General features: G+C 71.6%; 15 protein-coding genes. 12 read left to right on the plus strand and 3 right to left on the minus strand.

From position 1 onward, the window contains the following. The first annotated feature begins 314 nt into the window (after window positions 1–314). From hemL to ccsB, 6 genes are read left to right on the plus strand one after another with little or no spacing between them, the layout of a single operon-like run. Window positions 315–1,652, plus strand: coding sequence for a glutamate-1-semialdehyde 2,1-aminomutase (gene hemL, locus V1633_RS21900; RefSeq protein WP_331216254.1), 1,338 nt, complete (start codon window positions 315–317; stop codon window positions 1,650–1,652). Continuing rightward, window positions 1,649–2,314, plus strand: a complete 666-nt coding sequence (locus V1633_RS21905; RefSeq protein ID WP_331216255.1) for a histidine phosphatase family protein — start codon at window positions 1,649–1,651, stop codon at window positions 2,312–2,314. The genes hemL and V1633_RS21905 overlap by 4 nt, the downstream gene beginning before the upstream one ends. 53 nt (window positions 2,315–2,367) lie before the next feature. Next, a complete protein-coding gene (locus V1633_RS21910) occupies window positions 2,368–2,907 on the plus strand; it encodes a TlpA family protein disulfide reductase (protein ID WP_407952082.1) in 540 nt (179 codons plus the stop codon). After that, a complete protein-coding gene (locus V1633_RS21915; RefSeq protein ID WP_331216257.1) occupies window positions 2,907–3,728 on the plus strand; it encodes a cytochrome c biogenesis CcdA family protein in 822 nt (273 codons plus the stop codon). Before V1633_RS21910 ends, V1633_RS21915 begins: the two co-directional genes overlap by 1 nt. Further along, window positions 3,728–5,350, plus strand: a complete 1,623-nt coding sequence (gene resB, locus V1633_RS21920; protein WP_331216258.1) for a cytochrome c biogenesis protein ResB — start codon at window positions 3,728–3,730, stop codon at window positions 5,348–5,350. Before V1633_RS21915 ends, resB begins: the two co-directional genes overlap by 1 nt. Further along, on the plus strand, window positions 5,350–6,345 hold the full coding sequence (gene ccsB, locus V1633_RS21925; protein ID WP_331216259.1) for a c-type cytochrome biogenesis protein CcsB: 996 nt from the start codon (window positions 5,350–5,352) through the stop codon (window positions 6,343–6,345). Before resB ends, ccsB begins: the two co-directional genes overlap by 1 nt. A gap of 76 nt (window positions 6,346–6,421) precedes the next feature. Here the strand turns inward: ccsB and V1633_RS21930 are convergent, their stop codons facing one another. Further along, entirely contained in the window at window positions 6,422–7,735 is a 1,314-nt protein-coding gene (locus V1633_RS21930; protein ID WP_331216260.1) for an MFS transporter, read from the minus strand. Window positions 7,736–8,045: 310 nt separating this feature from the next. Between V1633_RS21930 and V1633_RS21935 the strand changes: the two genes are divergently transcribed. The 4 genes from V1633_RS21935 (at window position 8,046) to mqnP (ending at window position 11,687) form a co-directional block, all read left to right on the plus strand. Next, window positions 8,046–8,675: a LysE family translocator gene (locus V1633_RS21935; RefSeq protein ID WP_331216261.1), complete on the plus strand. Its 630-nt coding sequence runs from the start codon at window positions 8,046–8,048 to the stop codon at window positions 8,673–8,675. A gap of 133 nt (window positions 8,676–8,808) precedes the next feature. Further along, a complete protein-coding gene (locus V1633_RS21940) occupies window positions 8,809–9,213 on the plus strand; it encodes a hypothetical protein (RefSeq protein ID WP_331216262.1) in 405 nt (134 codons plus the stop codon). 111 nt (window positions 9,214–9,324) lie between these two features. Continuing rightward, window positions 9,325–10,788 carry a menaquinone biosynthesis decarboxylase gene (locus V1633_RS21945; RefSeq protein ID WP_331216263.1) on the plus strand — a complete coding sequence of 488 codons (1,464 nt, stop codon included), beginning with the start codon at window positions 9,325–9,327 and terminating at the stop codon, window positions 10,786–10,788. Beyond that, window positions 10,785–11,687 carry a menaquinone biosynthesis prenyltransferase MqnP gene (gene mqnP / locus V1633_RS21950; protein WP_331216264.1) on the plus strand — a complete coding sequence of 301 codons (903 nt, stop codon included), beginning with the start codon at window positions 10,785–10,787 and terminating at the stop codon, window positions 11,685–11,687. Before V1633_RS21945 ends, mqnP begins: the two co-directional genes overlap by 4 nt. Before the next feature lie 90 nt (window positions 11,688–11,777). On the opposite strand, the gene V1633_RS21955 is transcribed toward mqnP, so the two are convergent. Further along, entirely contained in the window at window positions 11,778–12,749 is a 972-nt protein-coding gene (locus V1633_RS21955; protein WP_331216265.1) for a terpene synthase family protein, read from the minus strand. Window positions 12,750–12,946: 197 nt separating this feature from the next. On the opposite strand from V1633_RS21955, the gene V1633_RS21960 reads away from it, so the two are divergent. Next, entirely contained in the window at window positions 12,947–13,576 is a 630-nt protein-coding gene (locus V1633_RS21960) for a UbiX family flavin prenyltransferase (RefSeq protein WP_331216266.1), read from the plus strand. Between the two features lie 262 nt (window positions 13,577–13,838). Here the strand turns inward: V1633_RS21960 and V1633_RS21965 are convergent, their stop codons facing one another. After that, window positions 13,839–14,120, minus strand: a complete 282-nt coding sequence (locus V1633_RS21965; RefSeq protein WP_331216267.1) for a BldC family transcriptional regulator — start codon at window positions 14,118–14,120, stop codon at window positions 13,839–13,841. A 248-nt stretch (window positions 14,121–14,368) separates the two neighbouring features. Here V1633_RS21965 and V1633_RS21970 point away from each other — a divergent pair, with 248 nt between their 5' ends. After that, window positions 14,369–14,836: an Lrp/AsnC family transcriptional regulator gene (locus V1633_RS21970; RefSeq protein ID WP_331216268.1), complete on the plus strand. Its 468-nt coding sequence runs from the start codon at window positions 14,369–14,371 to the stop codon at window positions 14,834–14,836. The last annotated feature ends 18 nt before the right edge of the window (window positions 14,837–14,854 follow it).

The raw sequence follows: 14,854 nt of genomic DNA on the forward strand, positions 1-14,854 counted from the left end.
GGCTGGCGCCCCGGGGGGGGGGGGGGGGGGGGGCCGGGCGGGGGGGGGGTCCCCCCCCCCCCCCCCCGGGGGGGCCCCCCCCCCCCCCCCCCCCGACCGTGACCACCTGGACGCGCACGGTCGGGTGATCCGCCTCAACCTCCGACCGTGCCCCCAGCGGACCGGGATCAGCCCAGCGCGGTCGGTCCGTTCCAAGCTGGGCCAACCCCGAGGACCACGACCACCGACAGGGGGAAGGCCGTAGAAGTGACCCGGGCGACCCGCCCAGGGGTGGCTGCCGGCCGGTCAGATGGCGCTGACAGAATGGCGGAACCGTGAGCGCGACGTACCCCGCCGGCCCCGGCCGCTACCCGGCCGACGCCCCGGCCTCCCAGGCCCTTTTCGACCGCGCCCGAGCCATCGTGCCGGGCGGGGTGAACTCGCCCGTCCGGGCCTTCCTCGCCGTCGGGGGCACTCCCCGGTTCATGGCGCGGGGCTCCGGGCCGTGGCTCTTCGACGCGGACGGCCGGCGGTACGTCGACCTGGTCTGCTCGTGGGGTCCGCTGGTCCTCGGGCACGCCCACCCCGAGGTGGTCGCCGCGGTGCAGGCCGCCGCCGCGCTCGGCACCAGCTTCGGCGCGCCGACCGAGGGTGAGGTCGAGCTGGCCGCCGAGATCGTCGCGCGTACCCCGGTGGAGCAGGTCCGACTGGTCAACTCGGGGACCGAGGCGACCATGACGGCGATCCGGCTGGCCCGGGGCTACACCGGTCGCAGCAAGATCGTCAAGTTCGCCGGCTGCTACCACGGGCACGTGGACGCCCTGCTCGCCGCCGCCGGCTCCGGTGTGGCCACCCTCGGTCTGCCCGACTCGCCCGGGGTGACCGGCGCGGCCGCGGGCGAGACGATCGTGCTGCCGTACAACGACGTGGCCGCGGTGGAGGCGGCGTTCGCGGCGCAGGGGTCGGAGATCGCCGCGATCATCACCGAGGCCGCCCCCGGCAACATGGGCGTGGTGGCCCCCCGGGACGGGTTCAACCAGGCGTTGGCCCGGATCGCGCACGCCAACGGCGCACTGCTGATCGTCGACGAGGTGATGACCGGTTTCCGGGTCTCCGCCGGCGGCTGGGCCGGGCTCGACCCGGTCGACGCCGACCTGTTCACCTTCGGCAAGGTGATGGGCGGTGGACTGCCGGCGGCGGCGTTCGGTGGGCGTACCGAGATCATGGCGCGGCTCGCGCCGGCCGGACCGGTCTACCAGGCCGGCACCCTCTCCGGTAACCCGCTCGCCTGTGCCGCCGGGCTGACCACGCTGCGGCTGGCCGACGAGGCGGTGTACCGGCGGCTCGACGAGACGGCCGCCACGGTGGGCCGGCTGGCCGGCGAGGCGTTGGCCGCCGCCGGGGTGCCGCACCGGCTGTCGTACGCCGGGAACATGTTCTCGATCTTCTTCACCGACGCGGACGTGACCGACTACGCGAGCGCGCGCGGTCAGGACGTCGCCGCGTTCAAGGCGTTCTTCCACACGATGCTGGCCGGCGGCGTCTACCTGCCGCCGAGCGCCTTCGAGTCGTGGTTCGTGTCGACGGCGTTGGACGACGACGCGCTGGAACAGTACGCGGCGGCGCTGCCCGCCGCGGCGGAGGCTGCGGCGGCGGCCGGTCACGGGGAATGACGGGGGATGACGCGGTGAGCACCACGGTGGTCCACGTGCTGCGGCACGGCGAGGTGTACAACCCGGAAAAGATCCTGTACGGCCGGTTGCCCGGTTACCGCCTCTCCGAGCTGGGTGTGCAGATGGCGAAGGCGGCCGCGCAGGCGCTCGCCGACCGCGACATCGCGTACGTGGTGGCCAGCCCGCTGGAACGGGCGCAGCAGACCGCCGAGCCGATCGCCGCCCAGTTCAACCTGCCGGTCGGGGTCGACGAGCGGCTGATCGAGAGCACCAACTGGTTCGAGGGGAAGCGGGTGTCCCCCGGGGACGGGTCGTTCCGGGATCCCCGCAACTGGTGGGTGCTGCGGGACCCGGTGACCCCGTCCTGGGGGGAGGCGTACCGGGTGATCGCCGAGCGGATGTTCGGGGCGCTGCACGCCGCCCGGGTGGCGGCGGAGGGGCGGGAGGCGATCTGCGTCTCGCACCAGCTGCCGATCTGGACCCTGCGCCGGTACGTCGAACGCAAGCGGCTCTGGCACGATCCGCGTCGGCGGCAGTGCGGGCTGGCCAGTCTGACCTCCTTCCACTTCGACGGTGCCAAGATCGTCGGCATCGGCTACTCCGAGCCGGCGGCGCACCTGGTGGCGATGTCGCCGAGTGCCCGGACGGCCAAGGGAGCTTGACGATGAGTCGTCCCCGGCGTGTCGGCCTCGGCGCTCTGCTCGTCGCCGCCACGATGCTGGCCCTGGCCGGCTGCTCGGGCGGCGACGGCGGCAGGTGGCAGGACGACTGCACGACCAGCGACGGCATCATCGAGTGCGCCCCGGAGCACCGGCCGGCGGCCCCGAAGGTCGCCGGTGAGCTGCTCGACGGCGGCAGCTACGACCTGGCGCAGGACCGTGGTCAGGTGGTGGTGGTCAACTTCTGGGGTTCCTGGTGTGCGCCGTGCCGGGCGGAGGCCGACGACCTGGAGGCGACCTACCAGGCGACCAAGGACCAGGGGGTCCGGTTCGTCGGGATCAACATCCAGGACGGCCGGGACAAGGCCCAGGCGTTCGAGCAGGCGTTCAAGGTCAGCTACCCGAGCCTGTTCGACCCGCCGAGCCAACTGGCGCTCGCCTTCGACATCCCGCCGAACTCGATTCCGGCGACCGTGGTCCTCGACCGGGACGGGCGGATCGCGGTGGTGATCCGGGCGTCGACCAAGCAGGAGACCCTGCAGCCGATCGTCACCCGACTGGCCGGGGAGCAGCCGGCCGCGGGCGGGCCGGGCTGATGGGCGAGACCTTCGCCGAACTCGCCGAGAGTGGCCCGCTGCTGCTGGCCGTCGGCGCGGCGACGCTCGCCGGCCTGGTCAGCTTCCTGTCCCCGTGCGTGCTGCCGCTGGTGCCCGGCTACCTGTCGTACGTGACCGGGCTGGCCGGCAGCGACCTGGAGCGGCGCGGCGCGGCGGACCGGCCCGGAGCCGGGCCGGAGCCTGGTGGCGGGGTGGCGGTGGCGACCCGGTCCCGGGTCCGGGTACAGGGCCGGGTGCTCGCCGGCACGCTGCTCTTCATCGCCGGTTTCACCGTCGTCTTCACCCTCACCGCCGTGCTGGTCACCACGCTGGGTCAGGCACTCTTCGCGCACCAGCGGCCGCTGGAGATCGTGATCGGCGCGGTGATCGTGGTGCTGGGCCTCTCCTATCTTGGGCTGATCCCCGGCATGCAGCGGGAGTTCCGGATCCGGCGGCTGCCGAACGCCGGCCTGCTCGGTGCCCCGGTCTTCGGGGCGGTCTTCGCGCTCTCCTGGGCGCCGTGCGTCAGCCCGACCCTCGGCGCGGTGCTCGGCATGGGTACGGCGAGCGGCCAGGCCGACCGGGCGGTGGTGCTCGCGGTCGCGTACTGCCTCGGCCTCGGGTTGCCGTTCATCGTCTTCGGTCTCGGCTTCCACCGGCTGCTCGGGCTGTTCCGGGCGGTGCGCCGGAACAGCCGCTGGGTGACCCGGGTCGGCGGGGTGCTGCTGATCATCATCGGGTTGGCGCTGATCACCGGCGGCTGGGGAGAGATCAACATCTGGTTGAAGACCACGGTCGGGGTGGGCGAGGTGAGCATCTGATGTCGACCGTGGACGACCGCCCGACCACCGGGCCGGAGGCCGCCGAGGCGCCCCGACGTCGGCGTACCCTGGCGCCGCTGGCCCTGCTGCGCAACTCGTGGCGGCAGCTCACCAGCATGCGTACCGCGCTGATCCTGCTCTTCCTGCTCGCCGTCGCCGCGATCCCGGGCTCGCTGCTGCCGCAGCGCAACGTCAGCATCGAGAACGTCGACGCCTTCCAGCGGGAACATCCGGACTGGTTCCCGATCGTGGACCGGCTCGGTGGCTTCGACGTGTACGCCTCGCCGTGGTTCTCGGCGATCTACGTACTCCTGTTCACCTCGCTGATCGGCTGCATCGTGCCGCGGCTGCGCGACCACGTCCGCGCGCTGCGGGCGGTGCCCCCGGCGGCGCCGAGGCGACTGGACCGGCTGCCGCGGCACGCGGTGCTGACCGACTCCGACGTCGACCCGGCCGCGATCGCGGCGATGCTGCGGAAGCGGCGCTGGCGGGTGGCGGTCCGGGGCGACACCGTCTCGGCGGAGAAGGGCTACCTGAAGGAGAGCGGCAACCTGCTCTTCCACATCTCGCTGATCGGGGTGCTGCTCGGCGTCGGGCTCGGCTCCTGGTACGGCTGGCACGGCAACCGGCTGCTGGTCGCCGGCCCGGACAACGCCTTCTGCAACACCCTGCAGCAGTTCAGCGAGTCGAAGCTGGGTCACCGGGTGGACGGCGCCGACCTGCCGCCGTTCTGCCTGGTGCTGACCGACTTCGAGGCCGGGTTCCTGCCGACCGGGCAGCCGGAGTCGTTCCGGGCCAGGGCGCTGGTGGAGCAGCAGGGCCGTACGCCGTACCCGGCGAGTTTCTCGGTGAACGATCCGCTGCGGCTGGCCGGCGGCACGAGTGTCTACCTGCTCGGGCACGGCTACGCGCCGATCGTGCGCTACACCGACCGCTACGGGAAGTCGCAGACCAGCGACGAGGCGTTCCTCAGCATCGACGGCAACCTGACCAGTGAGGGTGTCGCGGTCTTCCCGGACGTGAACATCGACCCGAAGACCGGGGAGCGCGACCCGAACCTGCAGGTCGCCTTCGAGGGGCTGTACCTGCCGACCACGCCGGAGACCGGACCGTTCGTCCGGTCGATCTATCCGGCCGAGCGGTCGCCGGGGCTGATGCTGATCCCGTACCGGGGCAACCTGGGGATGGACGCGGGGATCCCGAGATCGATCTACTCGCTCGACCGGGGGCAGGTCGACAGCGGCCGGCTGAAGCAGGTCGGCGAGGGCAAGCTGCTGCGTCCCGGGGAGAAGTGGACGCTCGACGACGGTACGACGGTGGAGTTCGTCGGCACCCTCCAGTACGCCACCATCTCGGTCCGGTACGACCCGGGCGAGATGATCGTGCTGGTCAGCTCGGCGGTGTTGCTGGTGGGTCTGATGCCGGCGCTGTTCATCCGACGCCGTCGGGTGTGGTTCCGGGTGGTTCCGGCACCCGCCGACACGTCCACGACGGATCGTAGTAGTTTGGTGGAGGTCGGCGGGTTGCCCCGGACCGACTACTCAGGCTTCGCCGAAGAGTTCGACCGGCTCGTCGCTGCGGCACGGTCCGGTCGGACGGCGACGGAAGAGGAGACGGACTGATGGCTGCGCTCTCCGACCAGCTCCTGGCGGTGGCGATCCTTGGCTACCTGCTGGCGATGATCTGCCACGCCGCGGAGTACGCGTTCGGCAACCGCAGCCGGGTCGGTCGGGCGGCGGTCCGACCGGAGCGGGAGCTGGCGCTGGTCGGGGCCGGTGCGGCGGCCGGGCCGGAACCGAACGCGGGCGTCAAGCTGCCGGCGGGTACGCCGCCCGGCGGTGCCGGGGATGCTTCGGCCCGGGCCGCGCTGCTCGGTCGGGCGGCCGTCGCGCTCACCGTGGTCGCGGCCGTCCTGCACCTCGCGGTCCTGGTCACCCGTGGGGTGGCCGCCGACCGCATGCCGTGGGGCAACATGTACGAGTACGTGCTGGCGGTCACCTTCGTCGGCACCGTCGCCTGGCTGGTGCTGCTGCACCGACGGCCGGCGATCCGGCACCTCGGGCTCTTTGTCGCGCTCGCCATGGTGCTGCTGCTCGCGATCGCGGGCCTGGTGCTCTACGTGCCGATCGTGCCGCTGGTGCCGGCGCTCAACTCGTACTGGTTCGTCGTGCACGTCGCGGCGGCGGCGCTCTCCTCCGGTCTGTTCCTGCTCGGCGCGGTGCCGGCGGTGATGTACCTCATCCGTAACGGCTACGACCAGGGCAAGCGCAGCTTCCCGTACACCCTGGGGGCCCGGGTGCCGGCCGCCGCCAGCCTGGAGCGGCTGGCCTTCCGGCTGCACGCCTTCGCGTTCCCGATCTGGACCTTCGCGGTGATGGCCGGCGCGGTCTGGGCCGAGGCGGCCTGGGGCCGGTACTGGGGCTGGGACCCGAAGGAGACCTGGGCGTTCATCTCCTGGGTGGTCTACGCCGGTTACCTGCACGCCCGGGCCACGCCGAGCGTCAAGCGTCCGGTGGCGACCTGGATCGCGGTGATCGGCTTCCTGACCATGCAGATGAACCTGTACGGGGTGAACATCTTCTTCGAGGGCCTGCACTCGTACGGCGGCCTCGACTGATCTTCCCGGCTCGCGGCCTTCCGCTGTTGCTGAACGAGGATCACGGCGGCATCCGGCCGACGGGGGAAGGTCGGGGTCAGGGCTGGGCGACCGGGTCGGGCCAGCGACGGCCGTTCTGCCAGTACGCGTGGATCTCCGCCAGGCTACGGTCCTTGGTCTCCGGCGCCCGCAGGTAGAGGAAGACCCAGGTCAGCAGGGTGATCACGAGCAGTGCCCCGAAGGTGGCCACCCCGCCGAGCCCGACCAGCGCGCCGAGGAAAAACTGTGCCAGCAGGAAGTTGGCGGTGAGGTTGGGCAGCAGCAGGGCGGTGGCACCGGCCCCGCGCAGGTGGTCGCTGTAGCCCTCGGAGGCGTACACCCAGACCAGCGAGCCCAGCCCGGCGTTGAAACCGACCGTGAAGAGCAGCAGCCCGACGAAACCGAGCGCGGTACCCCAGCCGTCGACGGACTCCAGCACGAACGCGGCGACCAGCAGGCCGTGCCCGAGCGCCATCACCGCCGTACCGGTCAGCAGGGTGGCCCGGCGCCCGAGCCGGTCGACGGCGACGGCGGAGCAGAGCGACGCGACCAGGCCGGCGAGCTGAACGACGGCCGGGAGCACGAGCAGCGCGAATGGTCCTCGGAACCCCATTCCCTCGAAGATCCGCGGGCTGAAGTTGCTGACCGCGCTGATCCCGGTGAGCTGGACCAGAGTGCCGAGCAGGATCACGAACAGCGTCACCGGGCGGTAGCGCGGGCCGAACAGTTCGCGCAGTGCGTTCGTCCGGCCGGTCGGGGTGAGTGCCGGCGTCGCGCGTTCGCCGCGCAGGGTCAGCCCGTGGGGCGTCTCCGGCGCGGGGACCAGCAGCCCCACCACGAGTACGCCGAACACCGCCGACAGCCCGAGCATGATCCGCCACTGACCGCTCTCGGCCAGCAGGTACGCCACCAGGAACGCCCCGGCGACGCCGCCCATGGTGGCCACCTGGTGGAGTACGGCGATCCGGCCCCGGCTGGCGGTCGGGGCGGATTCGGCCACGAAGATCGGTACCACCACACTGGTCACCCCGATCGCCACCCCGAGCAGGAACCGGGTGACGTTCAGCCAGAGCAACTCGGCGACCAGTGGCGATGCGGCCGAGAAGACCGTGGCCCCGACCGCCATCCAAAGCAGGGTGTGCTTGCGTCCCAGTGCCATCACCAGCCGGCCGGCCAGCGCGGTGCCGAGGAGCATGCCGACGATCGGTACGGCGAACAGACTGCCCTGCTCGGTGGTGTCCAGGCCGAGGCGCGGGGTGAGGAAGAGCTGCGCGCCGGCCATCGCCGCACCGAAGTATCCGTAGTTGAGCCCGGTGGCGACGGCGACCGCGGTGGTCCGGGCCACGGTCGCGGTGGGACGTGGATCAGACATGCGAACGATCATGCGGCAGGGGTGGCGAGCGGGCCAGTCGGGCAACCGCCGTACCGTGCCGTCGGCGGTCAACTGGCCCGGACCTGGACCGGCTGCGGCCGGTCTGGGAACCGCTCCGCCAGCGCCCCGGATACGACACGAGCGGGGTCCGCCTTGGTGCTGGCCAGTGCCGAGGGCTTCACCGACCGGCTGGTCGGGATTGCCGGCGGGCGGCCGGACGTCGTACTGGTCGACCTGGCGCGGCTCTACTCCGGCGACTGAACCGGGCGTCGGCAGGTGACGGGTGGCCGGGTGGTCATACGCTCGGGCGATGTCGTGGACGGCGTACGGGACCTTCCTGCTCTTCGCGGTGGTGCTGGTGCTGGTGCCCGGCCCGGACTTCGCGGTGGTGACCCGGAACACGTTGGCCGCCGGTCGGGGCCGGGGTGCCTGGAGTGCGGTCGGGGTGGCCAGCTCCAACGCGGTCCAGGGCAGCGCGGCCGCCGCCGGGCTGGGCGCGGTGATCCTCCAGTCCCAGCCACTGTTCCTGACCATCAAGTGGTTGGGCGTGGGCTATCTGACCTTCCTCGGCATCCAGGCCTGGCGGTCGGCCTGGGTCGGCCGTTATCCGAGCCTGAACGGTGACGGTACGACCCCGCCGGGGCAGGCCGTGGTCGGTTGGCGGCAGGGCTTCCTGTCCAACATCACCAACCCGAAGGTGCTGGCGTTCTACCTGGCCGTGCTCCCGCAGTTCGTCGGGCCCGGTGCGCCGGTCGCGGTACTGCTGGTGTTCGCCCTGAGCCACGCGGTGCTGTCGCTGCTCTACCTGTTACTGCTGGTCGGAGCCCTGCACCGGGCCCGGCGCCTGCTCTCCCGCCGTCGGGTACGCCGGACGCTGGACGGGTTCACCGGCACCGCGATGCTCGGCTTCAGCGCCCGGCTCGCCACCGAGTCGGCCTGACCGGGACTGTCCCACGCGCTCCGGCGGCGCCGCTCGGGTGAGCCGGCGAGTGGATCTAGCTATTGACAAGATGTCGCTCGGGCGGCAATCTTGACAGCGAAAAGTTTCGCTCGTCGACCTGTTGGAGCCCCCGATGTCGCCCGCTACCCAGACCACCGCCGCCATCCTGCTGATCACCGTGTCGACCGTCGCGTTCGGCGGGCTCTCCCTGCTCATGCAGCTGGTCCGACGGATTCCCGGCTACCTCGACAACCCGGTCCGCCGGGGCCTGTGGACCGCCGGGCACGCGCACGCCGGGGTACTGGTGATGTTCGCCCTCGTCGCCCTGCTCTACCTCGACCGGACCGGGTACGGCGCCGGCACGCTGACCCTGATCCGCGTGCTGTTCGTCGCCGCGCCGATCCTGATGTCGCTCGGCTTCTTCCTGTCCGTGGTACGCCCCTCGGACACCCGGCCCAACAAGCTGATCTGGCTGACCGTGCTCGGCGGGGCGAGCCTGATGCTGGCCACCCTGCTGCTCGGCATCGGTCTGCTCTGACCGGCCGGGTCGTCCCCCCGACCGTGTCGTCGACCCGTATCCCGGGGGTCGGAGTCACGCCGAGGGACCCGGGTCGGGCCGCCGGACGGATGGTGCGACAGACTAGCGGCCATGGCGGCTCGTGGCTTCCCGTACGACGATCTCCGGGCTTTTGTCGGCGCGCTGGAGGGCGCCGGTGAACTGCGCCGGGTTCCGGTCCCGGTCGATCCGACCCTGGAGATCAGCGAGGTGGTCACCCGGACGGTACGGGCGCACGGCCCGGCGCTGCTCTTCGAGCGCCCGACCCGGGGTGAGATGCCGGTCGCGGTCAACCTGTTCGGCACCGACCGGCGGATGGCGATGGCGCTCGGCGTCGAGCGGCTCGACGAGATCGGCGACCGGATCGGCGCACTGGTCAAGCCGGAGTTGCCGGTCGGCTGGTCCGGCATCCGGGAGGGCCTCGGCAAGGTGCTGCAGCTGAAGTCGGTGCCGCCGAGGAAGGTGAAGACCGCCCCCTGTCAGCAGGTGGTCTACCGGGGCGCCGAGGTCGACCTGAACCGTCTGCCCGGTCTCCAGGTCTGGCCCGGCGACGGCGGAATCTTCCACAACTTCGGGCTGACCCACACCAAGCACCCGGAGACCGGCAAGCGCAACCTCGGCCTCTACCGGCTGCAGCAGCACTCGCACAACACCCTCGGCATGCACTGGCAGATCCACAAGGACTCCACCGCGCACCACGCCGTGGCCGAGCGGCTGGGCCAGCGGCTACCGGTGGCGATCGCGATCGGCTGCGACCCGGTGGTCAGCTACGCCGCCTCCGCGCCGCTCCCGGGGGACATCGACGAATACCTGTTCGCCGGCTTCCTGCGCGGCGAGCGGGTCGAGATGGTCGACTGCCTGACCGTGCCGCTGCAGGTGCCGGCGCACGCGCAGATCGTGCTGGAGGGCTACCTGGAGCCCGGGGAACGGCTGCCGGAGGGGCCGTTCGGCGACCACACCGGCTTCTACACCCCGGTCGAGCCCTTCCCGGTGCTGCACATCGAGGCGATGACCACCCAACGGGACCCGATCTACCACTCGATCATCACGTCCAAGCCGCCGCAGGAGGACCACGGCCTCGGCAAGGCCACCGAACGGATCTTCCTGCCCCTGCTCAAGCTGCTGATCCCGGACATCGTCGACTACGACCTGCCGACCGCCGGGGTCTTCCACAACTGCGTGATCGTTTCGATCCGCAAGCGCTACCCCAAGCACGCTCAGAAGATCATGAACGCGATCTGGGGCGCCCACCTGCTCTCGCTGTCGAAGTTGATCGTCGTGGTCGACGACGACTGCGACGTGCACGACTACGCCGAGGTCGCCTGGCGGGCCTTCGGCAACGTCGACTACTCCCGCGACCTGCTGCTCACCGAGGGGCCGGTGGACCACCTGGACCACGCCTCGTACCAGCAGTTCTGGGGCGGCAAGGCCGGGGTCGACGCGACCCGCAAGCTCCCCACCGAGGGCTACACCCGAGGCTGGCCGGAGGAGATGACCATGTCGCCCGAGATCCGGGCACTGGTCGACAAGCGCTGGAAGGAGTACGGGATCTCATGACGGCAGTGGTGGAGGCGCCGGGACGGGTCAGGTCCTTCCTGCGGCTGGTGATGATCGAACACTCGGTCTTCGCGCTGCCGTTCGCGTACCTCTCGGCGTTGACCGCCATGGAACTGCACGGCGGCCGGGTCCGCTGGGGTGACCTGGCCCTGGTCACCGTCGCTATGGTCGGCGCCCGGACCTTCGCCATGGCGGCGAACCGGATCATCGACCGGCGGATCGACGCGCGCAATCCGCGTACCGCCGGGCGGGAACTGGTCACCGGAAGGGTGAGCGTCCGGACGGCCTGGACCGGCGCGGTCGTCGCCCTGGTCGTCTTCCTCGCCGCCGCGGCCGCGCTCAACCCGCTCTGCCTGGCCCTCGCCCCACTCGCCGCGATCCCGCTGGTGGTCTACCCGTACGGCAAGCGGTTCACCGACTGGCCGCACGCGATCCTGGCGCTGGCGCAGGCGGTCGGCCCGGTCGGCGCCTGGCTGGCGGTGACCGGCACCTTCGACGGCTCCGGCCCGGCCTGGCTGCTCGGCGCGGCGGTCGGACTCTGGATCGGCGGCTTCGACCTCATCTACGCCTGCCAGGACGCCGAGGTGGACCGGGAGATCGGGGTACGCAGCGTCCCCGCCCGGTACGGCAAGCGTTTCGCGCTGCACGCCTCGACGGTGGCGCACGTGGTGACGTTCGGCCTGTTCCTGTGGTTCGGCGCGGTGGTCGGATTGGGCTGGCTCTGGTGGATCGGGCTGGCGTTGACCGCGGTCGCCTTCAGCTACCAGCACGTGGTGGTCACGCCGACCGACCTGTCCCGGGTGAACCGGGCGTTCTTCACCGCCAACGGGTTCGTCGGCATCGCGCTCTTCGTCTTCGCGCTGCTCGACCTGGTCGTCCGGTTCCACCTCGGCGCCTGACCTCCGCCTCGGCGCTGCCGGTCCGGTGACCGCTGCCGGGCCGGTGACCGCCTCCGGGCCGGTGACCGCCTCCGGGCCGGCGGGCCGACGTCACCGGTCGGCGGTCAGTGCGTCGGCGTAGCGGGCGCTCTCCAGCGACCAGTCCATCGTGCCGCGTACCGAGTTCGCCACCCCGTCGAGGTACCGTCCCAGCGCGTCGTCGAGGTCGGGCCCGAAGGACGGCACGGCGGCGCGCAGCGGGCCGAAGTCGCGCATCGACTCCTGCCAGCGACGGACCACCAGGGGTACCGCCGCGTCGATCGTGATCCGCTGCTCCCGGGCCACCGCCAGCACGAGGTTGTGTCCGCCGGAGGTGGCCCTGTCCCGGTCCAGCGAGAGCAGGTCGTTGAACCAGGAGAGCAGGTCGTTGGCGGTGTCGGCGACCATGCGTACCGCCGGGTGGTGGTAGAGGGCGTCCGGTACGGGCCGCCCGGTGGCGAACTCGATCAGCGCGTACGAGACGTACGCCGCCGAGGTGGCCCGGCGCAACGGGATGTACGTGCCGACGTCAGGTCGCCGCCCGGTCGCCTTGTTGCTCGCCTCGGTCACCACGCCGTGCAGATGGTGCGCCACCGAGTCGACGAAGCGGACCCGCCAACCGGCCGTCATCCGGTACCGGGGCACCTGCCAGGCGTCCGCCAGCATCCGCCGCAACGGCGGGGGAAGCGCCTCCGGGCGAAGCGGCGACTCCTCGCGCAGCAGCCGGAGCACCTCGGCGCAGAGCGCACTGACGTGGTCCGGTCGGGGGGTGCCGGTGCCGTCGCAGGCGTCGTCGAGGAGGAAGAACCAGAGGAACAGCGCGGTGAGCACCCGCAGGTCGGCCTCGGTGGCGTCCGGGTAGAGCCGGCCGGCGTACCGGGCCACGGCGCCGTGCGCGAGCCGCTGCCGGGCCGGTGGGTCGAGCGGCCCGTCGATCCGCTCCACCCAGTCGAGCAGCCAGTCCTGCACCGCGTCGGCGTGCGGGGAGAGACGTCCGGGGATCGGGCAGACGAGTTCGGCGACCCAGGACGGGAGCCCGGCCATTCAGTCCTCCTCACGCGCACCGGAGACGTACGTGAGCAGAATTCCAGTTCCAGGTGTCCGGGTGATCCCCGCCGCCCTTGTCTGATCTCGCATTTGGTGATGATCTGGTCACGCGCGGCGGGACGTCGATGCCGGGGCTCGGCCGGAGGGCAGGGCCGGTTGGTCGGGCCGGGACCGGTTGGGGCAGGCTGGTGGGTATGCGACGGCCGTGGGTGATCGGTGTCTCCGGAGCCTCGGGTACGCCGTACCCGGCGGCGGTGCTCGGCGCGCTGCTCGACGCCGGCGAGGCGGTGGACCTTGTCGTCTCCCGGGCGGCCCGGTTGACGATCCTCGACGAGACCGGGCGGCCGTTCCGGGACGCGCACTGGAAGGACGACCTCGCCGCCTGGTTGGGACGCGACCTGTCGGACGCCGACGTGACGTACTGGCCGGCCGGGGACATCGCCGCCGGGCCCAGCAGTGGCTCGTACCCGACACGTGGCATGGTCGTGGTGCCGGCGAGTACGGCGGCGTGCGCCGGAATCGCGATCGGCCTCTCCAAGGACCTGCTGCAGCGGGCCGCCGAGGTCAACCTCAAGGAGCACCGGCCGGTCGTGGTGGTGCCGAGGGAGACCCCGGTCACCCGTAGCCACCTGGAGCACCTGATCACGCTGCACGACGCCGGCGCGGTGGTGTTGCCGGCCAGCCCCGGTTTCTACGGTGCCGGTGCCGGTGCGACCGCCGGGCAGCTCGTCGACTTCGTCGCCGGAAAGGTGCTGGACGCCATCGACGTACCGCACACGCTGTTCCAGCGTTGGTCCGGCGAACTCGGCGCCGACCGGACCTGACCCGGCCTGCCCGCCCGAGCTGCTGGCAGGCTGACAACGCTGGCCCTCCGTCGGCGGGTGACCGCCATGTGTCCCCGGCCGTGACGGGCGTGTCCCCGACCGGGCCCGGCGCACCGGGGCTCGGTGTGCCCCGGCTGGTCCGACGCCTGGCCTGGCTACCGCCGCCGCGACGACGGTAGGACCGCGGGGCGCCGGCTGTCCGACGCCTGGCCGACGTACCGCCGCCGCGACGACGGTACGCGTCCAGGACCTGCCGGTCCGATCAGTGCATCCCCATGTTGCCGGCGCCGGCTGGGCCGGGGCCACTCGGGGCTGCGGGACCGGCGTTACGTGGCCGGTTCGCAATGCCGTCGTCGACCTCGTCGAGCATGCCCTCGCCCTCGAGCAACGCGCGTACCTCCGACTCGCGGAAGCGCCGATGCCCGCCCGGTGTCCGGATACTGCCGATACGCCCGGCCGCGGCCCAGCGTGTGACGGTCTTCGGATCGACGCGGAAGAGCGCTGCCACCTCGCCCGGTGTCAGCAGACGATCTCCTGTGTCCACAGCCCCCTCCTCGCGTCTACGAAGCCCCCGGACTGGTAGGACCGCCCCCGTAACACATGCTTGCCAGAGCCTTCGTTTAAGGGACGTACGGCAATTACAACACCGCCGGAGTGTCGTGTCCGGCAAACGCGAAAACGTACTGTCTGCGAGCTTACTCGGGACGATTTACGGCATTCACGGCCCTTTGTCAGCAACAATGTCGCTGCCGCTCGCCGCGCCTCTCCGGCCCCCGACTAGGGTCTCACCTCGTGGACTCCATCGACCTGACGCTCGTGGAGCTGTTGCGTGGCAACGCCCGACTTTCGTACGCCGAGTTGGCCCGCCAGGTGGGCCTGTCGGCGCCAGCGGTGCACGAGCGGGTGGGCAAGCTCGAGACCAGCGGGGTCATCCGCGGCTACCGGGCCGATGTCGAGCCGGAGTCGATCGGCCTCGGCGTGACGGCGCTCATCGGCATCGTGCAGGACTCGGGCGGCGACACAGACGACGTGTTGACGGCGATTCGGGACATGCCGGAAATCGAGTCCTGCTACTTCATGGCCGGCGTCGAGTCGTTCCTGTTGAAGGCGCGAGTAGGCACAATTGCCGAGTTGGAACAGCTCATTCTGCGGCTGAACCGGACCGCCGGGGTCGCCTCGACCCGGACCGGGGTGGCCCTGTCGACGAAGTGGGAGAACCGTCCCCAGCCGGTCACCCCACCCCGCCCCGGCCCGTCCTGACCACCGACTTGTTACGTT

It is taken from the genome of Plantactinospora sonchi (genome assembly GCF_036422035.1).
Lineage (GTDB): Bacteria > Actinomycetota > Actinomycetes > Mycobacteriales > Micromonosporaceae > Plantactinospora > Plantactinospora sonchi.